Origin of the sequence: Paenibacillus sp. 11B, from assembly GCF_030487755.1 — a bacterium.
Lineage (GTDB): Bacteria > Bacillota > Bacilli > Paenibacillales > Paenibacillaceae > Paenibacillus > Paenibacillus vandeheii.
This window is the reverse complement of sequence record NZ_JAUKNS010000010.1, coordinates 120,172-145,401: the sequence shown is the minus strand read 5'-3', so window position 1 is coordinate 145,401 and position 25,230 is coordinate 120,172. Positions and strand designations below refer to the sequence as shown.

Sequence of the window (25,230 nt, the reverse complement as noted above, 5' to 3'; positions counted from 1 at the left end):
TCGACTTCAACCCTATATCGTTGTACAATCCAGAGATTATCATTGAGAGGAAGCAAGCATATGAGACTAAAAAGAGATTCATTAACTCCAGCTGAGACTCTTTCCGCAGGAGTATCCACATTAGATTTGATCTTGGATAAGACCTGTTTTGATTACAAGGTGGGGGACCGATTCTTTTTCAAAAATTCTCCAGATACCGTATTCACTGTGTTGGCTGAGTATGCAGATGATTTCGTGTACGAGGGGGGACAGACAGCCAAGTACGAAGAAATCTTCCCAATATTTTCAGTGGGTATGCTCCTGGAATTCCTAACCGAATTACACCCGTTCATACTGAATTCATTTGGTGCTGGGTGGATTCTTTTGTGGAACAGCGAGATAGTGATTGAAAGTAAAGAGGATGAATTGAGAGTGGTTTTCTTATGGAGGGCTCTTACTGAGATTGTACTATCAGGGAAGTATGTGTGGTAAGACGAAATACCATTGAAGAATTTTTTATAAAGAGAGCTTCTGATAACTTTCTTAATTACTTCCTGAAGGAGGAAATGTGATGAGTACATTCGCAAAAAAAATTGAACTTATTGAGTTAAGTGATATTGAAGCTCTAATTACTAATAAGGTGAAAGAAGGGGGGACCATCGAATATAAATCCCAGATGGTTCGATCTGAGCAATTTTGTGCAGCAATTTCTTCTTTTGCAAATGCGTTCGGAGGAGATTTTTACTTAGGGATCGAAGAGGCGGAAGGAGATCCTACTTCTACTCCAGGTATCAAGGCGGACGATATTGATGCATATATGTTAAACCTTAATCAAATTCTACACAATGGTCTTGAGCCACGTCTTGCACGATATGACATTAAATCCTTTGAAGTATCCCCCAAACATTATGTCATTTTAATCCGGGCTTATCGTAGTTGGTCGCGCCCTCACAAAGTAAAACAAAATAATCAATTTTATTCAAGAAAGTCGAATGGGAAGTTCCCTTTAGATGTACACGAACTACGTGAAATGTTCTTAGGAACAACGGAATTTTCCAAGAAGTACGAGCTCTTCAAAGAGGAAAGAGTTTTAACCACATTTAATTCATACAGGGATGTTCCATTCTTCCTTGCTCACTTACTTCCCTTATCTTGCTTCGAAAATCAGTATACTCTGGACGTAAATCTAATTAGCAAAGTAAGTCTGACCCCTATTGCTTCAGCGGGTGGCGACCCTCGAATCAATATACATGGATTGTACTCCGAATCAAATAAGGGCGAAGCACGAATGCAAATCTTCAGAAATGGAGTTATTGAATTGTCGACTGTACGCATGACGGACAATCTAACGATTGCTGCGTATGCTTTTGAAAGACAGCTCATTCAAGCTCTACATCGACAGCTTTTCAACTATGACATCATGGAGATCAGCGAACCATTTTACCTTATTTGCTCATTCTATGGTGTACAAAATCTTGTTTTTATCTCTAGTCCAGAATCCTTTATGGATACCTGGCCTTTGAGTGAAGATAAGATTACTCTACCGGAAGTTCTAATTGATCCAAAAAACTTTTCAACTAGAAGTCCCGAGGAAATCGGGCTTGCCCTCAAGCCTGTATTTGATGGACTATGGAATGCATTTGGGATGGCCGAGGCCCAGTTAAGATTTAAAGGCTAACCGTATCATAGATAACTATTCATGTAATCTAGATCTGATCATTCGAAAAACTTTTCAAAATGCTCTATGTTTGCTAAAATAAAAATATTACGATTATTTTATTAGTTTTCCTTGCTGCCCCAAACTGAGCATGCAATGAGTGAGTCGCTTAACAGCTAAAAGATACTGATTTCAAAAAAATGGAGACAGATAGGTATACGGGACCCGTATGCCTTTTTTTGTGTCCATTTTTTTGTGTCCAAAAAAGGAGACGATATAGACATGAGAAGGATTGCTTTGATTACTGAATCCTCCGCTCGCCCGGATACGGCTATGCCTGCCCACCTTTTCTACCAAGGGAAGATGAGTCGGTGGATCAATACGGTGATTCAGTACATGGAGACAAGAAGCTTTCCAACAGAAGATATATTCTTCTTAAGCTTCTATAAAAATCGAATCATCCCTTACCAAGAGGTAATCGAACCCTATCCTAAGCAAAAAAATCACCCAAGGGCTAGTGATGCCAATGTGTTCGCAAAGGAAATCTTAGCGCATGTCCATTCCATGGGAGAAGATGTGTTCGTAGAGATTCACGCAGGTAGAACGTTGGCAGATCCTCTGAGACAGTTGTTAGATGAGAATAATATTCCTTATCGACTGTATGCAGATGGCGTTCCTTTAGGAACAAAGCCTACTTACTATGAAATGCTAATAAGTGATGAGCTGGAGCAAAGGCGATTTAAAGAAGTTCAACGAGAAAAGTGGACTATCTCTTCTTTAATTAGTGAATTGTCCCCTTCGGAAGCCAGCAAAATTATCAACACATACGGCAGTTCAGCTCAGTTGTATGGTGTTGAGCCCAATGTGGAGGAATTGAAGAAGCTTCTCGGAGGACTCCGGCAAAAAAAGAAAGATGAAGATAAAGCTTATCGAGATTTTGAGTATGCAATGAAAGAGGAAGATCCCAAAGGGGAACTTCAGCATTTTCTTCAGTATCAAGAGAAGCTATCTGATCTTCATAAAAACAAACAGTTCGAATTATATAAAAATAAGTATGGAAAGAGCATTGCTAAGTTCACATGTTACTTGATTAAGAAGGGCTATGTCCGATTAATTGAGAACAAAATTAGCGAAGCCTTGTTTCGTACCCAAATCGCACTCATAAAATAAAGGTGGACTATATGAATAATAGGATTATGAAAATACCCCATCCTCTCTACTAACAGGTGTGATGAAGGAATGGACGATGTAGTTCATTTAGAGGTTCATTGTAGCCCCCTTCAGGCGAGCTCCCCATAGAGGGATAAGTAGCACTTACGCGGCCTTCGAGAAAGCGTAAGAGGACAAAGAGAGTCCTGCCTATTTCCGGATCGATAACACATGATACGGAAACGGGAGAGATGGAAATGACAAAATCTTATGTTGATGTAAATAGAATTGATAGTGTAATTCGATGGTTTGGAGGCAAACACTTTTTATCGCGTGATTTGATTCCTTTAATTCCGGAACATCATTGCTGGGCTGATGTATTTGGTGGGGGTGCCCATATGACTATTGGGAAAAAAAGAAGCACGGTCGAAGTCTTTAACGATACGGATGAAGAATTGATTAATTTCCTTATGGTACTCCGTACTCATAAAGCAGAACTAATTGAAAACCTTAGCTCACTCCCAACAAGTCGCAGCTTATTTGAACGATGGCAGTATGAGCAGCTACCTGCAGACTCATTCGAGCGAGCAGTCCGGTGGTTTTACTTACTCCGGCAATGCATCATTCCCGCTAATGGTATTAAGAGCGGCTGGCGATCTGGAAAGATCAAAAACACAGCAAATGATTATCAAAACGCGGTAAGTAAGTTGCATGAGTTTGAGAAAAGATTCAGCAGAGTCATGATCGAGTGCCTGGACTATAAGGAAATCATCAAACGGTATGACTCTGAAAGAACTTTTTTCTTCATCGATCCGCCGTACAAAAACCGGGAGCACTATTATAAGGGAGCATTTAATGAGCATGTTCAGCTTGCAGATATGTTAAACAACATTAAGGGAAAGGCCATGGTGACTTATTATGGTGATCCGCTAATATTGGACCTGTATAAGGACTGGCATTGTCTAACCTTTAATTCAAAAGTGGGGACGGTAGCAAAAGCTGAGTTAGGACAAACACGACGGAATGAAACCGAGTATGTCTTCATGAACTATTTACCGGAGCAGAATACTCAAATCCCACTTTTTTAAAATAGAAATAGAAGTCACAACAGGAGGAACACTATGCCAAGATGTATTTACTGTAGAGAAGAGATGGAAACAATGGAGTATTTAGAAACGGAAAGTGGATTTACTTCTGCAGAGGTGTGTGTAAACGAGAACTGTGTCATACACAACATCGTGAATCTTTATTTTAAAGAGTGGAAGTTAACTAAAGAAGAAATTGAAGCTAGATTAAATAAAATGGATGTTTCCTGGAACTGGATGGGCAAATTCTTTGTTCTTGTCGATCCAATAAATCACTACAAAGTACGAGCCAAACTCGTTACATTAAATCTGGAAAACGGGGCCATGTTGCTTGATTCCACAATCGATTACGTTAGTATCCCTGTGTTATAGCAGCTTATGATTCTATGAGTCACTGGAGTTAATAAAATGAGTTTAGGGAGAGACTTTGATGGAAAATATCCTTGAAGTACAAGAATTAGAAAAGGCGATCTCATTAGCATTTGGTGGAAAAACCAGTTTTGATGTTGAAGATTGTCATGCTAGATATTTCAATAATATTGATGTAGATGGCGTCGAGTATGAATATAAGAGCATACATGATGGTTATACAGATACAGGTATCCAAGGAGAAATTTGGTATCGTCCAGCTGAGTCTGAAGACTGGTACGACACTGGCTGTGATGAAAAGTATTTGGGAGAACAACTTAGAAAACAGATGAGACAGGATAATAAAGCAGTATAAGTTAAAGTGTACGCCTGTCAGCCAAAAGCATATAAGAAATTTATTTACTCGCGCGTACCGGTATTCAATCGGTACGTGCTTTTTTCATGAGAATAATCTTATGAAGCATACGTCTGTAAAAGGAAAGGACTCTACAAGGAACTCAATAGGCTTCTCGTGTTCAAAAGATGTTAAATCTGATAAACTAATGCTATTACGATTTAATGGATAATTTTCATTGAGCACAGTCGTTGCAGTCAATGAGGGAGACGCTTAAAAAGCAATAAATATAGAGTCAAAAACAATGGAGACAAATAGGTATACGGGACCCGTATGCCTTTTTTTGTGTCCATTTTTTTGTCTCGAAGAGGGGATGTCATCATGACTAAAGAAAAGCAACTTGACCTATTCCAAACCGATTTTACGGAACATAGGAAATACCTGGATGGTGTATTTAGATCCAAAGAGGAGCTAATTAAACAATTCCAGGAAGAGGGAAGAGATAAGATATTTCATGTTTTATCTTTTGGAGCCGGTACTCAGTCAACACATTTACTTGAACAGCACTTTAGAGGGTTGATTCATTACGACTTTATCATATTCGCTGATACGGGGGCTGAGCCGGAATTTATTCACCAGCAGGTAGCCTGGTGGCGTCAAAGGCAACAGGATGTTGGAAACACAACCCCCTTCATTACAACGCAACATAATACAATGGAGCGTGGGTTGGAGGAAATGTTGATGCGTTACATTTATACGGACTATCAACGTTTTCAGCTTCCTGTATACTGCAACCGGATAAATCCGGAGACAGGAGAGATGATTCGGGGTGGTTTGATGCCGAGACAGTGTACCGTCGATTTTAAGATTGTACCTGTTAAACAAAGAGCCCGGCAGCTTGTATTACAGTTGTACGGTCTAGGCCCAAGGCAGCAAATGCCAGACCACGTGGGATTTATCATCGACATTGGATTTAGTGTTGACGAAATCCGCCGAATTAAAACGTATCAGTCTCCTCAATACGATTACATGCGATTAGCTTACCCGCTAGTTGAGGAAAACGTAACGACAGATGATAGTATAAGGTTCCTGATTGATAATGACTTCCCTACACGGAGATCACGCTGCTATCTATGCCCATTCAATTGCTCAGCAGACAGAGAAATCGGAATGGATTGGGACGAGATCATTCGAGAAGAGCCATTATCCTTTCTAAAGGCCTGTTGGTTTGATGAGCAGCTGCGCGAAGTTCAGGCGACTGGATCAAAAATTATGAGGAGTATTCCCTTCCTTCATTATAGCCGCCGGCCTTTACGAGACGTGTTCCCTGTATATGAGATGCTACGGAGTACCTATAAAAAGGATTTTGTCATGTGGCTTGATGAGTGGAAATGCTATATTAGCGAGAAATGGGGCAGAACTAGTCCCGCTTATAAGAAAAGTGCTAGTTGAAGCCAGTAACTAACCGATAGAGATTCTGGGTCACAGTTTGGTTGTTAACATAATTAACGAATAGGAAGGAGGGAATCCCCATGAGGTTGAGGGGATTCCCCCTCACCTATGGGGAAACTCAAATATGAATAATCGCAAATTGACTTTAAAAAAGGTCTACACGGTAAGTAAAAAGAATAATGCTCCACGCTTGTGGCTTCAACACATGGTATGTGAAGCTGCAGGTCTGATACCTGGATCAGAACTATTTGTTCAAGTCGATGAAATGAATAAGCAAATTACGATCCGGAATAGTCCATTCGATGAAACACAAGATGTGTATGAGGTCAGCGTTTCGTCTAGAATGAACCGTACTAGCGGCAAACCACGTCCCCTTGTAGACACATCCGGATCGAAATTTTCGTCTATCCTTTGCATTCAGGATAAAATTGAAATAAGTGTATATCGCAATGGCCAGCATGCAGAAATTGTTGTGAGACCACTCCGATTCCGCTTATTCGATACTGAAACATTTGAGTCATCAGACGAACGCATTCGCCTTCTAACGGTTTGTTCGGGATCTGGGATAGGAGCTTCCATGTTTGTAGATAGCCAATACTACACGGCCGTACAGGAAGTTGAAATCGAAGAAGATTGCGCGGAGGTTATCAAAGAGAACTTTCCTTATTCCTACCTATTCAATGGTGATCTAAGAGATTGCAACACGGTGGCTAAGGCTGATGTAGCTTTCATCTCCTTGGATTGTTCCGAACACAGTAGTATAGGAGACGGCGGACAAGGTTATTTTGATAACATTGTCCTAGGAACATATAAAATATTGAAAGCCGCGGATCCACGTGTTATTTTTTCTGAGAACGTCCCGGCATTCTATCAATCTACTGTGTTTCATAATCTTCAGGAACTTTTGACTCCTGATTATCCATATATGATTGGGCCTATCACAATTGATAGTTATAACTTTGGTTCTATAGCGCATCGGAAGCGTTCCTATACACTCTTTGTTAAGGATAAAGAGGACTTCGATCTATTCCGTGAACCAAAAGCTCCAGTATTCCGAAGACACAAATTAAAAGAGTACCTGGATACTGCAACAGATCATGAATGGAAATCGGTCAAAACTTGGTGGGATAGTTTTCTAGGAAAGAAAGCGAAGAATAACTCGTGGGCAGATCGCAATACGGATAAAACCTTCGTCAAACCAGAAGAGTGTACTGAACTACAATGCATACCCGCAAGATATCGAAGTCATAGTGCCAGTAACTCCTATGTTCTAAACGAACAGGGCGACCAATGGCGTTTCTTGACTATCAATGAATTACGGCGTATTTTCCAGATTCCAGCATGGTTTAAATTCCCTGAGCACACTCCTATGTCTCGTATATACGAGATGATTGGACAAAGTGTTTGTGGCCGTGTAATCCGTGCCTTTGCCAACGAAATTAGTTCGTTGTTCTTCCGCAGATTAGCGGGGGTGATGCATAAGAACAATGACAATATAGGCGTGGTAAGGGACCAACACGGCCAGATAGGATTTGCGTTTTAACCGTAAGTGACGAGGTGAAATTTTGAGCAAAATGGAGTTTGATGTGTCATTATTTTTGAGTTTCTTTATTCCAGGCATACTTGTGACTGCAATTATGATTTCAATTTACTATCTGATCGGAAGAAGGAATCCTAATACCGACCGGTTATGGACCTATCCTATGATCACATTTGGAATTGTAGCCATTGTTTATGCACCCATTGCCGCAATAACCCGACTTTAAAAAATAAAAAAAAACAACCATCTTAATTAAGATGGTTGTTTTTTGAGGTGACATTTATCGCAAATTCATGAAGGAAGACTATAAATCAACGTGATTTGCTCAAGAATTCATGGCAAGAGAAAACCCACCTCATAAGGTCGGACGCCTGACGGTGGGTTTCGCTTGAATAGCATTATTTAGTTCATGTTCGCTTTGGCAATCCACAGCCTTTTGGGTCCTCAGAGTCTTGACCGTTGGCAGCAATGAAGACTCTATCTCGTATATGGCCGAACCCGATCTCCATATACATAGGTCGGAAGCCTGACGGTGGGTTTCGCTTGAATAGCATTATTCAGTTCATGCACGCCGTGGCCATCCACAGCCTTTCAGCTTCTAAGAGTCATAACCGTTGACGCGGTAAATGCTCTTCTTAACGCAATCACCATAATCATAGCTTAGCGCCTGATGGTGAGTTATTTATAACTAAATGGTAACAAATTTCAAGGGTATTTTCAACTATCGAATTGCATGGATTAAAGAATTATTTTTTATTTTTCTGCACTCCTTATATCCAATGTATCTGCGGGTAACTCTTCACTTTTCAATGTCTTCGCAACCATGACAATTGACTTGTTTAACTGTATTAATCGTTTATCTAACGTATCTAAACGCTTGTTGAAATTCACCAATACAGTCCTTAACAGAATAATTGCTACCAAACACGGAAAACCCACTGTACCTATTAAAGCTCCAATACTCTCCATTGATAAGTTCTCCATAATGTACTCCTCTCAAAAAGGATTTGAAGCCCAGCATCAATTGGATGCTGGGCTTCTTGAAGGATTCTTGGACAAGTATTTTAAAGATCAGTCCATGGACTAGGGAAACGTTGTTGTGGCCAAGTTGTATCGAAATAAGCTGCTACAAGTTGAGCATTCGTTGTTACACGATGGCGAACGACTCGCTCAGCTCCATCCTGAGGCTGATGTCTCAGACGAATCGAAGTAGAACTTCCTCCGTCAAGGTGAATCCCCATCGTACAACCCAAATCTTTCATGATTGTACGACCGTCAAACATCGTGATCCCTTTATTGGGATTACCAGGATCTGCAGCATCGACGGCAATAGCAAGCACAATCTCTTGACTGCTTGGGATATAGCCCATCAAAGTACGTGGTCGCTTGTCTGACACGCCTCCAACACCTTCTGCTTCACTTGCAATTGCGGAGTTATATGATGCACTCGTCAGCGTTTGATCCAATAGTAAGCTAATCCCTCCGATAGCCCATCTCAGTGAACTTAAAGCTCCCGTCAGGTTCTGTGCGAGAACCGTCTTTTTGACTGCAACGGTACCACCGGTTGTACGATACATTGTCCCACGATTACGATCAACAGTAGAGCTACCATTTTTCAAGCAGGCCAGATTCCATGAGGAGGAGGGGCGTACTGCAGCTCCATTTTGAACAGCAATTCCAAGCATAGTTGAACCATAGAAGGTTCCGTTAACGCCCTGCAAAGAAGAAGTATATACACTATTACTACCCAGCGAACCAACTTTGAAATTATCAACGTGCATTACAAGTGTGTAAACCTCAGTTGATGTACCGTTTACTGTGCGTTTGAAATGTTGAAACATAATATCACTCTCCTAATTTTATTGTGCTGATCAGCTAGAGAAGTCGGCCGTTTCTTGCTTCTCATATATAAGGGAGTTTATTCAGGATAAAGTACAACCATAAATTTCAGATTTTTAAAAACAACCTACTAAATGATAAGTTCTCACCTCACCAGTTGAAGAAACAAGTAAAAAAGCCTTCACATTAGAAGGCTTTTACTTCTCGCTATGAAGAAACTCCAAAAATTCAACTAAAATCTCAGAAGTAGCTTCCTCGGTTGGGAGATATATGAATCTACTAATGTGTTGTATATCTTTCTTAAATAACTCGATTAATCTGAGCGTTTCTTCTTGATCTTTATTCTTCGCTGCTGCGATCAGTGCATTGAAATCGGCGTTTGTGATATCCGTTTGATCGTTTTTCTCTTCCATTTGTTCACCGCCTGTTGGCTCATGTTATAGATTTTTGCTAATTCGGTTTCTGTGTATCCTTTTACGTATATGCTCAATAGTATCTCTCGATCCTTTTCCGATAGTTCTTCCATTAATTGTTGTAATGTAATTTTCAGATCCGATTCTTCAGTGAAAGAGACCCCCATGGTATTGAATTCATAAATAGGGCATTCGCTCTTCCTCAGTTTCTTAGCTCTATATTGTACTCTCCAGCCAATACGATAGATCTCTCTTTTATAGCGTTCATAATCTGATTGCTCTGATTGCATGTGAAATATCCCCTTTCGTAAGAATTTACTTCTACATATGTAGGGTGATTCAAACAATATTTAACAACCATAAACAGAACATTTGTTCTTATTTATTATAACATTTCTGGATGAAATGGTGTATACTTATCACCATAATGTGTAACTTTAATTGGTTAGATGGCGTTTAATCTATAATTAGGAAGGAGATGTGGAATTCAATGAAAAAGTTAGTTTTTATCCTGGCTGCCATGTGCCTGTTATTACCGGCTTGTTCAAATGAAAACATTACGGAGACGAAACCGTCTAATGTACAAAGCAATACACCTGATAAGGATAACCAAACGGAGGCTACACAAGAGTCATCTGGTTCCGTAGAAAATCAGAAGGAAGAAGACAATAATGCTGAAACAAGTAAACCAGTTGAACTAGATTTAGATCACATCAATAATGTGAATGTCAAAGGAGATCTCCTGGAATCAGTGCTTAGTGTATTTCAAGCAGTAAAAAATAACGATGTAGCTGCTAGGCACCAACTGACATATGATCCAAAAACTTTTGATCCATTTGAAGGGTTGACAGAAGCCACAGGTATTACAAAAATCGAGCAGGATGACACCAGGGTTCAAGCAGTTACTGATGAATATAGTCTGAATACTTTTGCTGATGATGTAGCTATTGTCAAGGTTTCGATAGAAAGTCGCGGCAGCGTTGGAACAGGGGATTATATTTTTGTCAAAATAAAAGATCAATGGAAAGCATACCGTCATCAATAATGATTTGGCCCATAAAAGGACTCAGCCAAGGATCACACCTTCGGCTGAGTCCTTTTATGTGAAGTGTAGAAATGCTCCGTTCGATAAAATTTGTGGTTAGATTTCTAACTTCTATAAATTTACATTCATCATATTCTACGGTATACTATTCTCATTAACAGAAAGTATTAATTTTCTTTGACCCAATAATGGGACAGAGAGGGAGTAGCTGAGTAGCTTAGCATGAATATGGCCATTAATTAGGAGACTGAAAACACGTGATACGTGTATTTGGGTCTCCTTTTTTGCGTCCAAAAACAGGAGGATTGTTTTTTGCAATAACATGCATTCACGATCAAAAAGAAATTAGGGTTCATTTGTAACCTAGGTAAGAACCACATGCAATCCCAGCCGGCTGGCGGAGAAAAAAACCTCCCGCCTACCGCGGGAGAGTATGGAGGTAATAAATATGAATCAGCTTTCACTTTTTGACTATTTTCCAAATCAAAATGCAGTCTTATCTGCAAATGCTCTTGTACCTGCGGAAACAAAGGGTAGGGTTCATAGGAATTCGAAGAATTCCTATGTTTATGATGTCGGGGAAGAATTACTTGGTGCAAAAAAACACTTGAGTCAACAATCTAGAGTTGATTGGTCCAAAATTGAAGAGAACCCTTCGGTGGCATACCAAATGGTCTGCAAGAATGAATTACTAAAGGATTTTGATCTGAGAAGTCTCCAGGTTGAAGGATTTACTTCGGAAGCTGCCTTCGCGATTAAATTGATATGGGCACGAGTGTGCCAGCATCCGGAGGATACACCACAAAAGCGGGCAGACTATATTCAGAGCATAGGAGCACTACAGTCCATCTTGTCCGGAGCCAAGGATGAGGATCGCATGAAGAAAGCTTTTCTGATGCTTAAAGAAGCTTTGTATCAGGCTCGACTTTCAACCTATTCCCATAGAATTGATGAGCAACCTGAATTGATTCGTTCTCAATTTTGGCTCGCACTGGGAGATCGATTTCAATCACTTTTCTATGGTACCCGGCGGGGCCGTCCTGGCTTGTATAACTTGATTCAGAAAGCATTTTATTCTGAACAGGGTAAGGACTGGAATTGGTTGAACACAAGTGGTGTGAAAAAGACAACCATTAAAGAGAACAAAGAAAAGTGGGAACGGCTCGTTCCTGAAGAGGTAGTCCGAAAATCTAATGAAGCATCTGGAGTTAATAAACCGGATGACCTAATCGATATCTTTGGGATTAGAGGAGTTCAGTTTGGTAATTGGGTTCAGGATGTCGCTGGGAGGTATCATGTTTTAAGTTGTGGCCACGCTCTAAACGATCTGGTGGGCCTGTTAGACATTCCAAACAAGGCAGCATCTTTCTATGGCTTGTTAGGATTAGCCTTCGGTGCAAGAGGATCTGGGTCAGCCTCCGCTCATTACGAGCCTGGCAGCAATATCATGAACATTACTAAACTCAGAGGTGGGGGATCCCTTTGCCATGAGTGGGCACATGCATTGGACTTCAACTTATATTCGTTCTCTCATCAATTCTCTAATGGCAAACCTCTCTCTCTGACTGGACATAAGCCAGGTAACTATTTACCCCGTAATGTGGGTATCGCCTTTACTGAACTCATGAAAATTATAAAAGAGGGAGATGGTGTGAAGCACGTGATCGTTCCAGATCCGCTACCATCTGAGGAGTATCAATATCGGGCTCGTGTTGTTGAATTACTCGAAATGAAAAATTATGACATTGATGCTGCAATGCTGGTTCTTAAAAACGGTAATTTTAATGTAAAACCGCGAATGTGGAATGATATCGGGTTACTCTACTGTAACATTCTACAGCGTAAAGGATTAGAAGTTCCGGCTTCATTCGGTGTTCCCACGGATGAAAGTAACTTCCTACTTGACGCCAGATCTCGCGGACCATACTGGAAAAGAGACCATGAACTATTTGCAAGAGCATTCGAGTCATGGATAGAAGATGAACTTCATACAGCGGAGCTTGATAACTCATATTTAGTCACCGGCACCAAATTCGGTGGGCCCTATCCATTGCATGAAGAACGTGAAGACATTAACGATGCTTTCCGTAATTGGTGGCAGACATTAAACGATTCAGGCATTCTTCATGATGACCAAAATTGGAATAGATAAATGCTGAGACTGGGAAAACCACTATCACATATTCTATCTGGAGGTTATACAATGGATAAACCAACCGATATCTGCGAGGAGATAGAGATTAAGCGATTAGAAATGCATGAAGCTGGAACAGTTCATGGGTTAATGTCGCCAGAGGTGTTAAGAGTATCTCAGGAGTTAGATTTGCTCCTTAATGACTTTAATAAAAGATTAAACAGAGAATGCGGCTAATCAGCCGCGTTCTTTTTTTATGATGAAAACTATTCTTCAGTTCTAATTCTTTTTAAAGCTTATTTCTAAGGATTAAAGATTGTTATTATTTATTCTCAATATTTGAGAGGGGGTCCATCAATATCTGAGATAGGATATCTCGAATTCTGAGATACCTTCTCTCAAATTTTAAAGGGGGTACTATCAAATATTGAGAAGCTAAACCGATTATATAATTTTGAGAAGCAGCTTCTCAAAATCTGAGAAGCAAGAATACCGCTATACTCTCGCTTCTCAAATTCTGAGATACGCGGCTTCTCAATTTTTGAGATGCAGACTTTCAACCTTCGAGAATCAGCTTCTCAAAATTTTATAGACTGCCTCTCAATTTTTGAGAGGCGTAATATGAGGATCAAATTAACCAATATCAGCGAGAAAAAGTTAGTTTATCTTGCTACTCAATTAACCAACTCAATACTCCTTCAGAAACTAACAAAACTTGAGTAATTACTCAAGTTTTGTTATTATTTAAGTATGGAATAATGAGGTTTTGTGGGGGTAATTATGTTTGAAGAATTCATTAAACAAGCTCGTATTAAACTTCGGATGACCCAAGAAGAAGTTGCAGATAAAGCTAATGTTAAAGCTACATATCTGAGCAAGATGGAAAGAGGTCAACTTAGAACGCCTCCATCAGAGCAAGTACTGATCAGATTAGCATTAGTGCTTCAACTTGAACCACATGAAGTAGTAATCAAAGCAGGGCGTATACCTATAGAATTCCAAACATTGATCCTCAAGGATGAAAATGTAGTGAGATATCTAAAAGGTAAATTAGAGGAGAATTTGGATCAGGAGTAGTGATAACGGAGGATGCTAAATATGATTCTTCTGATCACTTCCACGATAAAATCAATTAAACAACTGTACTTGCTCAAAACCAGTTCCATGAAATGTAAAAAAGAGACACACTTGACTCTCTGTGTACAATAGAAGCACCACCAACCACCCCACGCAGAGGAGAACAAGATATGTCTCATACGTCTACTTTATAGATGTTCTATTAGAAAACTGGATCTATAATGAACAAATAGATATAGGACGGATTACAATGGGAGGTATTATAACGTTGAATATTGAAGCTATTAGACATTACACTAAAAATAGAAAATCAGAAGAATGTAGTCTTACTGTTGATGAAGATAACGATTATGAGGCTCTTGAATTTTCATCCGGTATTCAAGCTAAATTAACACTCTTCATGCTGGCAAATGGATTGAAGGACAAGTGGATTATGTACTGTCCTGAATGGTTCGGCTTTCCAGAATTAGATGAGTTAAAGGAACAGCATATGAATTGGTTAGATGCTCTACCTGATCCGAAGTTATGTTTACGTTTTATGACAGAACATCAGATTCTGGAAAATGCTGAAAAACATAATCTAGAGCTGTACAGTCATCTTCTGGAAATCACAGCGTTTTGGAAAGAAGGATTTAAGGTTTTTGTTTCTTGAGTCGTCTAATGATAGTGCCCAACGTACAAAGCGGCGTTGGGCACTATCAACTATTTGATTCAATTGGACTTTTTATTGGAGGAAACCGTCATTGTAAAGTTTGACTAGAACCTCAACTTGGGATTTCGTAGCAACTACGCTCATGGCTAAAGGAGCATTACTCTTATGATCATTCATATGCCACTCAAAGGTAGCTTTATCTGGGAAAATCTAAACTAACTAGGAGAGTGAATGTCACACATGGATCAAAACAATGATTATCAATACTGGGTTGTTCAATTAGGGCAGCTTTATTACGCAGGTGGGCTTGGCAGGACGAGCCAGATAGTAGATTCATTTAGCTATGAGTTTGTAAGTCATGAATCCTTGGCATTCCCTTTTATTCTTGATGTAGCTGCTACTCATATTGCTGAATCATGTGGTGGTACTATCTTATCAAGACATGCAACGTTAAAAGAATACTCAGTATTGTCTGATAAAAATTCAAATTACATTAAAAGTGAGAAAGAATTTCATGCAGAACAATTACATGAAATCATAAAGACTCTAACAACTACTAAGTGACATTGTCATAGTTAGAATATTCCTCACCTGATATATTACAAATTGAAATTTGTCCCTGAAATGTCTGGAGCTCGTGCAAGAATTAAGGTGAATAGAACCAGTTAAAACTGTGGCTGAGAGTCAAGTGAACATTACATAACCGCTGAGAATTGGAGGGGTTTGTTGTGCTACGTAAAATAACAATTGATAATTCTATAGTTGAAGAAACGTTCATAACCACATTAAAAACAATAATAAACGGGATGCACCCAGGGGTTTATGTTGTGTTTTTGGTAATGGCTATACTAGCATGGGGAACTTATTACCTCGAAGACAGGCAATTTAGAAAAACACTTGCTTTTTTACCAAGAAACCTCTGGCCCACTAAACAATATTGGCGAGATAATAAACAAAAATTCGAGATAATAAACAAAAGTTTTGATACTGACGAACTCAACTAAACGCAAGCTATATAAAAAACCGCTGTGCTCAAGCTAAGTGAGCACAGCGGTTTTTTATAGTTTCTTCATGAATTATTGATACAAATAATCATACTTAAGATCCTCTATACTTTGATTAACCTGCAGTAATGCCTCACGTATCAAAATATCCATTCGGGTACTTAACCATTCTGAAGCGAATTGAGTAGGTGAATAGACAGTCACAATGCGGTCACGTTTAATACAGAATGAATCTTTTAGCCAGGTATCAAAAGACGGCTTCGTCATTTTTGCTTGTAGAATGTTGAGAGCCTCAATCCATAAGTTTCTGTCCTGGTCCGATCGTTCCATTTCGAGTGACTTAACTTTGGTTTGAGTTTCCTTCTCCAATTTTTGACCTGTTTTTTGTTTTCTAACTACCGTACCTTTCTGGATTACGTTGTCATATACTTCCGTAAAATCAACTGATGGGTCCAGATGAATGACATCATCCATGTCCTCCACGATCCGCTGCATGTACTTATCGTGATCTAACCTTAATTCTGTGGGCAGCTGCTCATACAGTTCAACTGGTAGAAAAGGGACCTTCTTACGCACCTTATAAAGTGGGCTTTCCTCCAGATTGTTCTTGTCGGCATTTTGGACATTGAAGACGACAACAAATCCATACTTTTCTAAAATGCCGAGTATTCTTTTCACTGTATTGCGGCTTTTATTCATTTTTTGTGATATCAGCTTGAGATCGGGCCAACAATAATCCTTATCACCGTAGCAGAAACGTTTAAGATGGCCATACAAAGCAACCCCTTCAGCGCTAAAAAAGTGCCCCCAGTAATCCCATATGTAGTTACTAATAATCGTCATGTGACCATCGACGTGCGGTATGGGTTGCCCGTGTTTATCTAAGCTGAACCGTCTTATTTCTTCCTCAGGTATATAGATTTTTTCGATTTCTTTTTTGGTATAAGCCTGTTCTTCTTCGTTTACGACACGGATCTTCGATTCCTCCGTACCCGTGGGTCTATAACGATAGTACAGTAACTTATGAGGGGAACCCTTCAGGTTTTTTTCATACATAAAAACTCTCCTTTAATTGACACCCAATTAGGCAACATTGAAGAAGAGTAGGGACTTCACTTTTAAAAAACTCTGTGATAAGATGGTTTCACAAATGTTTGTAAGTAGAGTCCCTAATCTTCTAGCAATTCATGTCGTACGCTTGGCGGCCGAAGACACGATTTGCTCTCGCGATAGGGGCTTTTTTCTTTTACGGTAGTTATTTAATATAGTAATTAATTAGTAATAAGAGATAAAAAAAACACACAATTTTGAATTTGTGTGCGACTAAACAGAGGTCCGTTTCTTCGTTACGAAGAGACTTCACCCATTGCTTTGCACGCACTTCGACTATAGCATATTAATATATTAGGGTAAAGATAATTTTGGCAGTTTCTATCAAACTATGTCGTTGTCATAATTTATGACGTGTGATAAACTTAATTCAACTTAATAACGCACGCAAAGGGGCAATGATACGGCATATAAGCTGTTTATCATTGCCCCTTTCATTTCTTAACTTTACCCACCAAATGACAAATGGTATAATCACTTTAATACGAAAACGAATTGATTTTCTTCGCATCTAAAGATGGTGAAGAGTGAGATATGCTATTAAGCATCGATTTAAGATAAAGTAACAGTTGCTATAAAGGACGCCCACTATACGTGCGTCCTTTTTTTGCTATCTGTTTACGCCAGGAAGGCACATTCACTCAATGAATGTGCCTTTTTTTGCATAAGAATCGTTTGCAGCTGCAGATCTGGAAGAAGATTGACTGCTGGTGTACAGATGACTTTTCTTGGCGGGAAAATCGAATTCACAACACTAAGTCTGTACTGACTATCCAGTAGTTCAATTAAACGTCAACAATAAGGGAGGAAATATGCTCATGAAGCTACGTAGATTAAGAAATCAGCCAGGATGGTATGAGATCATGTCCCGTTGTCCGATTTGTGGTCACAAAGGATGGTGTGCAATTGATAGTGATCAGTCTGTTGTCAATTGCATGAGAATTGCATCAGACGATTACTTCGATTCCACCATGGGCAGGCAGTATAAACATTATCTTGATCCGGATAAGAGGCCTACGACTAAAGTGGAAATCATGCAGGTAGACTCTGTTGACAAAAAATCTAATCGTCACCTGAATCGTGTCTATCGAGTAATGACCCAAGAACTTCCGTTATCCGTTTTCCACGAAAATCATTTACGTGATGTTCGAAAAATGGAGGAACCGGTTATTAGAACCAGGGAATACCGGACAATGCCTGTTGGTGATCGATACAAGGTTGCCAAAAAAATCATTCATCGGTTAAGTGATGAATCTGATTTGTTGGGCGTACCAGGTTTCTTTGTAAATGAGGGACAATATGGTCCGTACTGGACGATGGCCGGATACTCTGGCCTGATGGTGCCATTTCGGTCCATCTACAATGAAATCACAGGTTGGCAGATCCGTGTAGACAATCCTCCACTGGAGATAGACATGAAGGGAGCAATCAAAGGAGTCATTAAGAAGGAAATAGAAAAAAATGACCTGGGTAAACGTCGTGCACAATGCGAAATAGAAGTTCAAGGGAAAACAATGATTGTTCAACTGACAGAGAAAGAGAAGAAAGTGTGTACTTCTAAAAGCGGTCAGTTCGTTTTCAGCATTGAACTTAAACAAACCCAAAGATACTGGTGGTGGAGCAGTGGATCCAAAACAAACGGTTCTTCAATCGGTGGGCCCATTCCTTATCACTTCGCTTTACCGGCACCATGCATGCCCTATTGGCAGCTTGGCGAGAGTCCGGAAGAATTAATCGATTGTTCCGAGGTATGGGTTACCGAAGGTGCCTTAAAGGCAGATAAAGCCGCGGATGGTTTATTAAAGCCATTTTTCGGTCTGCCTGGTGTTGGATCATATCCCCTTATTTTAGAGCCGCTTAAACAATTAGGCTGTAAGCATGTTGTACTTGCTTTCGATGCAGATGCGGTGTCCACTCCAGAGGTGCAACAGGCCTTGGAATTATGCGCTGCTTTCTTCGCAGAAAATACAGATATGAAGCTTAGCTTGGCTCTGTGGGATATGTCACAAGGTAAAGGAATCGACGATTTATTGGACCTAGGCTTCACCCCCCAGGTTTCACTCATGGTAGAGTAAATAAAAAAAATTTAGGGAGAGTGTTACATATGTTGAACAGAGTGGTATTGATTGGTCGGTTAACTCGTGATCCTGATTTGCGCTATACTCCGAGTGGAACTGCCGTAACTCAGTTTACTTTGGCAGTGGATAGACCTTTTACAAGTCAAGGGGGCGAAAAGGAAGCAGATTTTATCCCGATCGTCACTTGGCGTCAATTAGCAGAAACGTGTGCCAATTATTTGCGTAAAGGCCGCTTAGCAGCAGTTGAAGGTCGAATTCAGGTTCGTAATTATGAGAATAACGAGGGAAAACGCGTCTATGTCACAGAAGTTATTGCTGACAATGTTCGTTTTTTAGAATCGGCCAACCGGGATAACCGAGGTGGTAATATTCAAAACAGACCTGAAGAACCGTCCGGTGGAGGGAGAAGCCAGTCTAACTCTAATTCTCGTTCCAGTAATCAGGATCCATTCTCTGAAGATGGAAAGCCGATTGACATCTCAGATGATGACTTGCCTTTCTGAGGTAGGAGCACATAAAAACGTTATTGCCAATTTCATGTGGGATCTCATGGTTTGATTTCTAAATCATCAATCCTTTTAAGCCCCTGCCGCGGGGAAATCTCTGAATCCCGCGGCGAAAGGGGTTCACATGGAGGAATATATATGGAACTGACAGTGGGAGTTACTATTTATATTTTGCATCTTGTAGACGGGGGAATTGTAAGAAGAACATGTGCTAGATATGAACTCTCTGAGTTACTACCTTTAGTTGAACAAGAGTGCTTTAATTTCCTAATGGACAATGGTTTCACTGCAAGCGACACAGTTTTATCATTGGACGACGGATATGCCGAAATTATTCGTGTCAATATGTACCCTTCCAATGATGAAGAAAAAATTTGGACCTATCATTTTGACGGTACCGAAAGGTTAGATGATTCATTGAAACAGGTCAAATATCCGGTTGAAGCAGCTAATCCAACAATCCTTACGGAAGAAAAGATGCGTACGCTTATCAATGTATCTTTAGGTAGAAGTGTTCCACTGATGGGGGATATCATTGTCGATATGATGAGAGGAATGTTCTCTCCTCAATCTAATGGCAGTGATTCTGAGAACTGATATGACAGATAAAACGGGGGATTTGGTGCAAAAACTTGGTGTAATTGAAAATAACTATGAACTTGGGGCAGTGAGTACACTTGAGTGTGACTGTTGCAGTGGCATCTCATATCAGCACGGTAAAATCACGGTATGCTCTTTTTACCCAATTGGAGATCCGTACACTAATTTATGTGTACATGAGGTAGGAGGAAAGCTGAAGTTAACCATACGATCATATCATTTGGGACTAAGCATTTCTTATCCTGCTATGGACAAAAAAGAGCTGCTTGATTGCTGGTTTTTGGATAGCATATGGTTGCCAGACATTTCAAAGAACTTGTTTAACACAGCAATTTTACGTCTCATCCCAAGTTACATCACACGAAATGAATTAGATCTTCATCGTAATTCCATGAGAGTGAGACAGCCGAGCATACCGGTATGCCTATTATAGATATCACATAAGGAGAGTGTTTTATTATGTTAACGGATAAAAACTTTAAATTCTTCGCACAAGGGGCATACACCCATGAAGACGAGGATGTATTGAATGCTGCATTTCGTGAGTTATTAAAAGCACTGGGTGGTAACGTTACAACACGTAACGGAAATACGATTGTCCTACGTTACCCGCAGGTTGCAGCAGAAGAAGTTGCACTTCCAATCGTTAAGAAACACGGATTAATAAGAGCCTAGCAAGCTAACTAAAAAAAACAGTACCCCTTTTGTTTGAAGGGTACTGTTTTTTTGTATGCATATGGTAATTTCATTAGGCACTAGAACACATCCTTTATCTATTGAGTTATTATGTGTGAAAAAGGGGTTCTAATGGGGTAGTCTTAATCGGCGTCAGATCAATAGCTCCAGTCTAATATTTTATTTTCTTTGAACATCCATAGCGAATGTCCACACAATAAACTTCCTTCGCAAGTAATTAAAATAGAAAATATTTTAAAGCCCACACGAAAAAAAATCAAAAGAAAACAAAATCTTACAAAAAAAGACAGTATACGCTATATACTTGAAAATATGAATCTACTATACTGATAATATAATTGAAAACCAAAATATGTTCATAAAGGAGAATTGAATATGTCTATTCTAAAAAAACGTAGCACCGTTACTCTCTTGTTATTAGTGTTTTCTTTATTGTTTGTTCACAGTGCATCTGCTGCAACCTCAAAGACAGTTTATTTAGCGAGAGATCAGCACGCTGCATTTTCTGATGACTTATATTTCTCTACAGGTGATGTTATTTCATTTTACGGTGAAAGTTCTGTTACCAGCGTACATAATGTTGTACTTGTTTTATTTGGTCCTAATGGAGGAGCGCTTGATTCAGTTATCATAGCTCCCAATGGATCAGGCGGTGATACTTATACAGTAACACAAAGTGGTTACTACTCCATTGGGTTAGGCACTGGTGGAGCGGGCCAAACTGGTAGTGTTGCTTATGGAACAATAAGCAAATTTTAAAAAGTTAGAAATTTAAAGATCCCCCTCATAGAGGGGGATCTTTTCTGTTTATTTGTAAAGATATTCAAATGTTTGATTCATTGATTAACAGTTCTTTTTTTGAAATAACTTTCCCCTTTAAATGGGGTTAAGGATTGTCCGATCTTAATCATATACTCTATTGCTTTATCTTTACTGATAACATTGATTGGATTAACATTATTGATTGATTTAACATTTTTCTTTTCAATAAGAATCATGTAATTTCTACCTTCATTATCAAAATTCAATGCATAAAGGAAATTGTTTTCCTTAAACTCAGCCATTGTTTTATCATTTATGGTAATTGTCCTACGCTTGCTTAAATCTGACCGTTCTATTTGTGGATTAACATGAATTCGAACTTCCAGATCTTCACCTACATATTCCGTTGTTAGAACAGTACCACCACCAACAATGCGTATATTTTCTAAATATGATTTACTGGGTAACCATGTTGGTATTAATACAGGATTTTTAGATGTTAATTTTTGATATTCTTTAACTGCTTCACTTAGTGAATCAAAATAAGTAATCGGATAGTGAGTATCCTTATCAACTTTAGGTAATACAGCTTCAGAATAAGCACTAATGGAAGGGAATATTCCTGTTATCCCAAGCCCAATAAGTACTAATACGCACTTCATCATTAATTTTTTCATAAACATCCTCCTTGAAACTACTCAAAACTTTATTTGAGTTATTTATCTGCTTTTTTCGACTTTTTTATTCAGGCCGCTCAAAATTAAGAATTAAATATCTGATAGGTGATTCGAGCCCATCAGCATATCCGGAGGTAATGCCCAATTTATTCGGCTCCCCGTAGCAAGAAAGAATAAGAATAGACTGGAGTTTTGCGAAGCAGTAGGGCGCCGTAAACAGAAACCAATTGACGAGCTTAGTCTAATACATTATTTTCTTCTGAGATCCGGAAGCATGAACGGCCAGGCACGTACCATCCTGAATTAGATAAATTTATAAATTGGAGAGTGTGACATTACAGGAGCTTTTTCAATCCAATTTGATTCAGAGGGTACAGATCTTGATACAACTTATGTCAAGAATTCGGTTACCTTCGCATTTGGATGGTTCGAAATTACTGAGTTCATTGAAATCCCAGCTGAGTGAATGTTTATTCATGTGAGAAGTTAAGTGATAGGTTTCAATACCAAAAGGTATAAAGCATCATTTTGTAACGAATTCTTTATACCTTTTGGTTGAAAGTTACATAACAATGCTGTATTATCAGCTTATTACGATTGAATTATTTATTTTCACTGCTGTTCAATACAGCTAGTGAGGGAGCCGTTCAAAGAGAACACATAAAAATTGGCATCGTTTAGCCATGGAGAATTAAAGGAACATACCACAGGTATGTCTTTTTTTATTTCCATGGCTTTTTTTGCGTGCCCACATCAGGAGGAATTTCAATGGTTAAGCTATTAGACCTGCAAGAACAAGAGATTTCGGAGAACGTAGTTGTCAATGATCTGCAATTTGAGATTGAGCATGAACAGATTCTTGACGTACTCACTGTATGTGCAAAAATCGTCCCTAAGTCAGGGTCAATTCCTATTTTGCAAAATCTGAAATTTGACATTAAAGGCGAGACGTTATTTATTACGGCGATGGACACGGAGCAATCTTTACTTCAGATGATACCCATTACCAATACAGGTGGTTCTGCCGGTAGTTTCCTGTTTCCGGCTAGAGAAGGTATTGATTTGCTGAAACGATTGCCACATGGGAATTTAACCTTTGTGAAAGAGGGATGGACTATTCATATATCGTATGGGAAGAGGGGAAAAGCGAATCTGAAGATCTTATCTTCCGAGGAGTATCCGAATTTACCTCAGCCTGTCACAGATGAATTTTTACAGATCCCGTCTCAAGTTCTTAGAAAGGCAGCTAATGCTGCAAGGTTTGCTTTAGGTGATGATAAGACACCGGCATTAACAGGAGTTCATTTATATAATCATGAGGGGAAGCTGGGTTTTGTGGCTACTGATCGGCATCGGGTCTTTCGTTACGTCACTGATGTAGACATTTTAGACCCAGATCAATTCGTATCAGCCCTTATACCAGCAATTGCTTTTAAGCAAATTGTAGATTCCTTTCATGGTGAACAGGTCGATCTCAGTATCACTAAGCATTATTTGATCCTGAGAGAAAAGAATTCGATATATTTTGGGAGACAACTCGATCTCACCTTCCCACTAGATTCACTAAACGTGATCTTCAGGGGTGAGAATAAAGGCATGCAGCTATCCATTAATCAGAGTGAATTAAATGATACTCTGAATCGAGCACTGTCTCTGGATGCAACGAACAACCGGGTGACGTTAGAAGTCGATGAGTATGGTGTGTTTGTGGTTCATACGGAATCTGAAAACAGTGAGGTCTGTGATCCCTTTGAAGACGTCGCTGTAGGAGAAGATTTTCCTGTAATGAAATTCAACGGAAGATACCTGAAAGATGCAATCACGATTTGTGACAAGGGCATTCAAAATATTCATCTTCGGGTGAGTGGGAGTAGTCTACCTGGATTTGTTTCCTTTGAAGGAGATCCTTCTATCATGGTCGTCATCAATCCGGTTAGATAAGAGTGAATTAAAACAATGAGGAGCTGGCTGAGCTTGTGCCGGCTTCTTTATTTTTGAGGAGGATAATATGAGCAATCACAATTTAAAGGGTATGTTCGATCGAATCCAGAGAAATAAGGTCCGGATGGGGAATTACGAAACAACCGAAAAGGACATGCATTGTTTACGCAGTCTGCTTCAGTATCCCAATGAAGCTTTTTCAGTAGCCGACTTTTGTGCAGGCAGCGGGAAAGCTCTAGAGACTCTCAGTGACGGTTCTCAGGCTGTTACCTTTGGGATTGAACCCAACGAGAACAAATATATGGAGTTACGTCAGAGAGCGAATTTCGCTTTATTTGGGGGATATGAAGAGTGCCGCATCAGTAGGGATACTTTTAGGTTGATGTATCTTAATCCACCTTACGATTCTGATAGTGAGACTGCAAGTTCGAAATTGGAGAGGAAAGAGAAACGATTTCTCCGGCAGCTCCTTCAGTATGTTTCTGCAGACGGGATTTTGATATATAACATTCCCCGCGGCCGTATGACGAAAGATGTGGTTACGATGCTTGTGGCCAATCTGGATGATATTCGAATTTATCAGTCACATGATGATACATATCACCAGGTATATACGATTGGTCGAAAACGTGCGGAGAAGATGATAAATCGTAATGAAGTCCAACGTATCTTGGATCTTCTACATGAGGACAATGAACTGGAACGAATTCCTTTTTTAGAGCAACCGCTTTACAAAGTGAAAGCAGGTAATTTTACTTTAAAGCTATTTCGCTCGAGTCACATGGATGTGGAGCAGATCGTGAAGGTTTCTTTGGCATCGTCATTAACGAAGAAAACAATGGACTGGACGACTCCCAAGAAACCATCAGAGAAGCTGCAGCCACTCTTACCAGATAAAGAGATGCATCGGGTCATGAGGATGGCTTCAGGTAAACTGAACGGGAAAGTCGGTTCAGGTGAGCTCCTGCATGTACTAAAGGGGATTGTGAAGAAGGCTATAATCCAATCCGTTGAAGAAACTGCTACTGAGCAAATCATTACGGACAAAGAGGTATATAAAATTACGTTTAAAACTGTAGATCGCTACGGCACCATTCGTACAATCGAAGGTTAATACAGGAGGTCATATAA

At 39.6% G+C, this 25,230-nt stretch carries 27 protein-coding genes; 22 read left to right on the top strand and 5 right to left on the bottom strand.

Annotated features, from left to right (window positions below):
- Window positions 1–60: 60 nt before the first annotated feature.
- From Q0V21_RS31050 to Q0V21_RS31015, 8 genes are all read left to right on the top strand, one after another.
- Window positions 61–471, top strand: coding sequence for a hypothetical protein (locus tag Q0V21_RS31050; protein ID WP_301882296.1), 411 nt, complete (start codon window positions 61–63; stop codon window positions 469–471).
- A 79-nt stretch (window positions 472–550) separates the two neighbouring features.
- Entirely contained in the window at window positions 551–1,657 is a 1,107-nt protein-coding gene (locus tag Q0V21_RS31045) for an AlbA family DNA-binding domain-containing protein (protein WP_301882294.1), read from the top strand.
- Between the two features lie 261 nt (window positions 1,658–1,918).
- Window positions 1,919–2,806, top strand: a complete 888-nt coding sequence (locus tag Q0V21_RS31040) for a DUF6884 domain-containing protein (protein WP_301882293.1) — start codon at window positions 1,919–1,921, stop codon at window positions 2,804–2,806.
- A gap of 236 nt (window positions 2,807–3,042) precedes the next feature.
- Window positions 3,043–3,873: a DNA adenine methylase gene (locus Q0V21_RS31035; RefSeq protein WP_301882290.1), complete on the top strand. Its 831-nt coding sequence runs from the start codon at window positions 3,043–3,045 to the stop codon at window positions 3,871–3,873.
- A gap of 33 nt (window positions 3,874–3,906) precedes the next feature.
- A complete protein-coding gene (locus tag Q0V21_RS31030) occupies window positions 3,907–4,242 on the top strand; it encodes a hypothetical protein (protein ID WP_301882289.1) in 336 nt (111 codons plus the stop codon).
- Between the two features lie 58 nt (window positions 4,243–4,300).
- Window positions 4,301–4,594, top strand: a complete 294-nt coding sequence (locus tag Q0V21_RS31025; RefSeq protein WP_301882288.1) for a hypothetical protein — start codon at window positions 4,301–4,303, stop codon at window positions 4,592–4,594.
- A 360-nt stretch (window positions 4,595–4,954) separates the two neighbouring features.
- A complete protein-coding gene (locus Q0V21_RS31020) occupies window positions 4,955–6,025 on the top strand; it encodes a hypothetical protein (protein ID WP_301882286.1) in 1,071 nt (356 codons plus the stop codon).
- A 124-nt stretch (window positions 6,026–6,149) separates the two neighbouring features.
- The gene (locus tag Q0V21_RS31015; protein WP_301882285.1) at window positions 6,150–7,568 is read left to right on the top strand and encodes a DNA cytosine methyltransferase; all 1,419 of its coding nucleotides are present in this window, start codon (window positions 6,150–6,152) and stop codon (window positions 7,566–7,568) included.
- 750 nt (window positions 7,569–8,318) lie between these two features.
- On the opposite strand, the gene Q0V21_RS31010 is transcribed toward Q0V21_RS31015, so the two are convergent.
- From Q0V21_RS31010 to Q0V21_RS31000, 3 genes are all read right to left on the bottom strand, one after another.
- Window positions 8,319–8,534, bottom strand: a complete 216-nt coding sequence (locus tag Q0V21_RS31010) for a hypothetical protein (RefSeq protein WP_301882284.1) — start codon at window positions 8,532–8,534, stop codon at window positions 8,319–8,321.
- Window positions 8,535–8,629: 95 nt separating this feature from the next.
- Window positions 8,630–9,406 (bottom strand): phosphodiester glycosidase family protein, encoded by a 777-nt coding sequence (locus Q0V21_RS31005; RefSeq protein ID WP_301882283.1) that lies wholly within the window; start codon window positions 9,404–9,406, stop codon window positions 8,630–8,632.
- Window positions 9,407–9,762: 356 nt separating this feature from the next.
- A complete protein-coding gene (locus Q0V21_RS31000) occupies window positions 9,763–10,107 on the bottom strand; it encodes a sigma factor-like helix-turn-helix DNA-binding protein (protein ID WP_105410484.1) in 345 nt (114 codons plus the stop codon).
- Between the two features lie 200 nt (window positions 10,108–10,307).
- Between Q0V21_RS31000 and Q0V21_RS30995 the strand changes: the two genes are divergently transcribed.
- From Q0V21_RS30995 to Q0V21_RS30965, 7 genes are all read left to right on the top strand, one after another.
- Complete coding sequence (locus Q0V21_RS30995) at window positions 10,308–10,862, top strand: hypothetical protein (protein ID WP_301882278.1); 555 nt, start codon at window positions 10,308–10,310, stop codon at window positions 10,860–10,862.
- A gap of 448 nt (window positions 10,863–11,310) precedes the next feature.
- Window positions 11,311–13,014, top strand: coding sequence for an LPD1 domain-containing protein (locus Q0V21_RS30990; RefSeq protein ID WP_301882277.1), 1,704 nt, complete (start codon window positions 11,311–11,313; stop codon window positions 13,012–13,014).
- 51 nt (window positions 13,015–13,065) lie between these two features.
- A complete protein-coding gene (locus Q0V21_RS30985) occupies window positions 13,066–13,233 on the top strand; it encodes an aspartyl-phosphate phosphatase Spo0E family protein (RefSeq protein ID WP_301882276.1) in 168 nt (55 codons plus the stop codon).
- 543 nt (window positions 13,234–13,776) lie between these two features.
- On the top strand, window positions 13,777–14,073 hold the full coding sequence (locus Q0V21_RS30980; protein ID WP_301882275.1) for a helix-turn-helix domain-containing protein: 297 nt from the start codon (window positions 13,777–13,779) through the stop codon (window positions 14,071–14,073).
- Window positions 14,074–14,341: 268 nt separating this feature from the next.
- Window positions 14,342–14,725 (top strand): hypothetical protein, encoded by a 384-nt coding sequence (locus Q0V21_RS30975; protein ID WP_301882274.1) that lies wholly within the window; start codon window positions 14,342–14,344, stop codon window positions 14,723–14,725.
- Between the two features lie 240 nt (window positions 14,726–14,965).
- A complete protein-coding gene (locus Q0V21_RS30970; RefSeq protein WP_301882272.1) occupies window positions 14,966–15,289 on the top strand; it encodes a hypothetical protein in 324 nt (107 codons plus the stop codon).
- Window positions 15,290–15,453: 164 nt separating this feature from the next.
- A complete protein-coding gene (locus tag Q0V21_RS30965) occupies window positions 15,454–15,729 on the top strand; it encodes a hypothetical protein (RefSeq protein WP_301882271.1) in 276 nt (91 codons plus the stop codon).
- A gap of 72 nt (window positions 15,730–15,801) precedes the next feature.
- Here Q0V21_RS30965 and Q0V21_RS30960 read toward each other — a convergent pair whose 3' ends face one another.
- Window positions 15,802–16,785 carry a helix-turn-helix domain-containing protein gene (locus tag Q0V21_RS30960; protein WP_301882270.1) on the bottom strand — a complete coding sequence of 328 codons (984 nt, stop codon included), beginning with the start codon at window positions 16,783–16,785 and terminating at the stop codon, window positions 15,802–15,804.
- A gap of 872 nt (window positions 16,786–17,657) precedes the next feature.
- Here Q0V21_RS30960 and Q0V21_RS30955 point away from each other — a divergent pair.
- From Q0V21_RS30955 to Q0V21_RS30935, 5 genes are all read left to right on the top strand, one after another.
- Window positions 17,658–18,914, top strand: a complete 1,257-nt coding sequence (locus tag Q0V21_RS30955) for a toprim domain-containing protein (RefSeq protein ID WP_301882269.1) — start codon at window positions 17,658–17,660, stop codon at window positions 18,912–18,914.
- Between the two features lie 29 nt (window positions 18,915–18,943).
- Complete coding sequence (gene ssb, locus Q0V21_RS30950) at window positions 18,944–19,420, top strand: single-stranded DNA-binding protein (protein ID WP_301882268.1); 477 nt, start codon at window positions 18,944–18,946, stop codon at window positions 19,418–19,420.
- A gap of 141 nt (window positions 19,421–19,561) precedes the next feature.
- Complete coding sequence (locus Q0V21_RS30945) at window positions 19,562–20,020, top strand: hypothetical protein (protein WP_301882267.1); 459 nt, start codon at window positions 19,562–19,564, stop codon at window positions 20,018–20,020.
- A gap of 462 nt (window positions 20,021–20,482) precedes the next feature.
- Window positions 20,483–20,698 carry a hypothetical protein gene (locus Q0V21_RS30940; RefSeq protein WP_301882266.1) on the top strand — a complete coding sequence of 72 codons (216 nt, stop codon included), beginning with the start codon at window positions 20,483–20,485 and terminating at the stop codon, window positions 20,696–20,698.
- Between the two features lie 396 nt (window positions 20,699–21,094).
- Window positions 21,095–21,478, top strand: coding sequence for a hypothetical protein (locus tag Q0V21_RS30935; protein WP_301882265.1), 384 nt, complete (start codon window positions 21,095–21,097; stop codon window positions 21,476–21,478).
- A gap of 77 nt (window positions 21,479–21,555) precedes the next feature.
- Here Q0V21_RS30935 and Q0V21_RS30930 read toward each other — a convergent pair whose 3' ends face one another.
- Window positions 21,556–22,158, bottom strand: a complete 603-nt coding sequence (locus Q0V21_RS30930; RefSeq protein WP_301882264.1) for a hypothetical protein — start codon at window positions 22,156–22,158, stop codon at window positions 21,556–21,558.
- Between the two features lie 768 nt (window positions 22,159–22,926).
- Between Q0V21_RS30930 and dnaN the strand changes: the two genes are divergently transcribed.
- Both dnaN and Q0V21_RS30920 read left to right on the top strand, forming a co-directional pair.
- Complete coding sequence (gene dnaN / locus Q0V21_RS30925; protein WP_105410469.1) at window positions 22,927–24,099, top strand: DNA polymerase III subunit beta; 1,173 nt, start codon at window positions 22,927–22,929, stop codon at window positions 24,097–24,099.
- Window positions 24,100–24,166: 67 nt separating this feature from the next.
- Window positions 24,167–25,213 (top strand): DUF6094 domain-containing protein, encoded by a 1,047-nt coding sequence (locus tag Q0V21_RS30920; protein WP_301882263.1) that lies wholly within the window; start codon window positions 24,167–24,169, stop codon window positions 25,211–25,213.
- Window positions 25,214–25,230 lie beyond the last annotated feature (17 nt).

What these genes read in the sequence shown, in the direction of transcription:
- Q0V21_RS30990 (WP_301882277.1), top strand. Translation starts at nt 11,311, where the DNA reads ATGAATCAGCTTTCACTTTTTGACTATTTTCCAAATCAAAATGCAGTC.
- Q0V21_RS31030 (WP_301882289.1), top strand. Translation starts at nt 3,907, where the DNA reads ATGCCAAGATGTATTTACTGTAGAGAAGAGATGGAAACAATGGAGTAT.
- Q0V21_RS30940 (WP_301882266.1), top strand. Translation starts at nt 20,483, where the DNA reads ATGTTAACGGATAAAAACTTTAAATTCTTCGCACAAGGGGCATACACC.
- Q0V21_RS31020 (WP_301882286.1), top strand. Translation starts at nt 4,955, where the DNA reads ATGACTAAAGAAAAGCAACTTGACCTATTCCAAACCGATTTTACGGAA.
- Q0V21_RS30935 (WP_301882265.1), top strand. Translation starts at nt 21,095, where the DNA reads ATGTCTATTCTAAAAAAACGTAGCACCGTTACTCTCTTGTTATTAGTG.
- dnaN (WP_105410469.1), top strand. Translation starts at nt 22,927, where the DNA reads ATGGTTAAGCTATTAGACCTGCAAGAACAAGAGATTTCGGAGAACGTA.
- Q0V21_RS31040 (WP_301882293.1), top strand. Translation starts at nt 1,919, where the DNA reads ATGAGAAGGATTGCTTTGATTACTGAATCCTCCGCTCGCCCGGATACG.
- Q0V21_RS31045 (WP_301882294.1), top strand. Translation starts at nt 551, where the DNA reads ATGAGTACATTCGCAAAAAAAATTGAACTTATTGAGTTAAGTGATATT.
- Q0V21_RS30945 (WP_301882267.1), top strand. Translation starts at nt 19,562, where the DNA reads ATGGAACTGACAGTGGGAGTTACTATTTATATTTTGCATCTTGTAGAC.
- Q0V21_RS31035 (WP_301882290.1), top strand. Translation starts at nt 3,043, where the DNA reads ATGACAAAATCTTATGTTGATGTAAATAGAATTGATAGTGTAATTCGA.
- Q0V21_RS30980 (WP_301882275.1), top strand. Translation starts at nt 13,777, where the DNA reads ATGTTTGAAGAATTCATTAAACAAGCTCGTATTAAACTTCGGATGACC.
- Q0V21_RS30970 (WP_301882272.1), top strand. Translation starts at nt 14,966, where the DNA reads ATGGATCAAAACAATGATTATCAATACTGGGTTGTTCAATTAGGGCAG.
- Q0V21_RS30955 (WP_301882269.1), top strand. Translation starts at nt 17,658, where the DNA reads ATGAAGCTACGTAGATTAAGAAATCAGCCAGGATGGTATGAGATCATG.
- Q0V21_RS31005 (WP_301882283.1), bottom strand. Translation starts at nt 9,406, where the DNA reads ATGTTTCAACATTTCAAACGCACAGTAAACGGTACATCAACTGAGGTT.
- Q0V21_RS31025 (WP_301882288.1), top strand. Translation starts at nt 4,301, where the DNA reads ATGGAAAATATCCTTGAAGTACAAGAATTAGAAAAGGCGATCTCATTA.
- Q0V21_RS31015 (WP_301882285.1), top strand. Translation starts at nt 6,150, where the DNA reads ATGAATAATCGCAAATTGACTTTAAAAAAGGTCTACACGGTAAGTAAA.
- Q0V21_RS31050 (WP_301882296.1), top strand. Translation starts at nt 61, where the DNA reads ATGAGACTAAAAAGAGATTCATTAACTCCAGCTGAGACTCTTTCCGCA.
- Q0V21_RS30960 (WP_301882270.1), bottom strand. Translation starts at nt 16,785, where the DNA reads ATGTATGAAAAAAACCTGAAGGGTTCCCCTCATAAGTTACTGTACTAT.
- ssb (WP_301882268.1), top strand. Translation starts at nt 18,944, where the DNA reads ATGTTGAACAGAGTGGTATTGATTGGTCGGTTAACTCGTGATCCTGAT.
- Q0V21_RS31010 (WP_301882284.1), bottom strand. Translation starts at nt 8,534, where the DNA reads ATGGAGAGTATTGGAGCTTTAATAGGTACAGTGGGTTTTCCGTGTTTG.
- Q0V21_RS30920 (WP_301882263.1), top strand. Translation starts at nt 24,167, where the DNA reads ATGAGCAATCACAATTTAAAGGGTATGTTCGATCGAATCCAGAGAAAT.
- Q0V21_RS30985 (WP_301882276.1), top strand. Translation starts at nt 13,066, where the DNA reads ATGGATAAACCAACCGATATCTGCGAGGAGATAGAGATTAAGCGATTA.
- Q0V21_RS30930 (WP_301882264.1), bottom strand. Translation starts at nt 22,158, where the DNA reads ATGAAAAAATTAATGATGAAGTGCGTATTAGTACTTATTGGGCTTGGG.
- Q0V21_RS30995 (WP_301882278.1), top strand. Translation starts at nt 10,308, where the DNA reads ATGAAAAAGTTAGTTTTTATCCTGGCTGCCATGTGCCTGTTATTACCG.
- Q0V21_RS31000 (WP_105410484.1), bottom strand. Translation starts at nt 10,107, where the DNA reads ATGCAATCAGAGCAATCAGATTATGAACGCTATAAAAGAGAGATCTAT.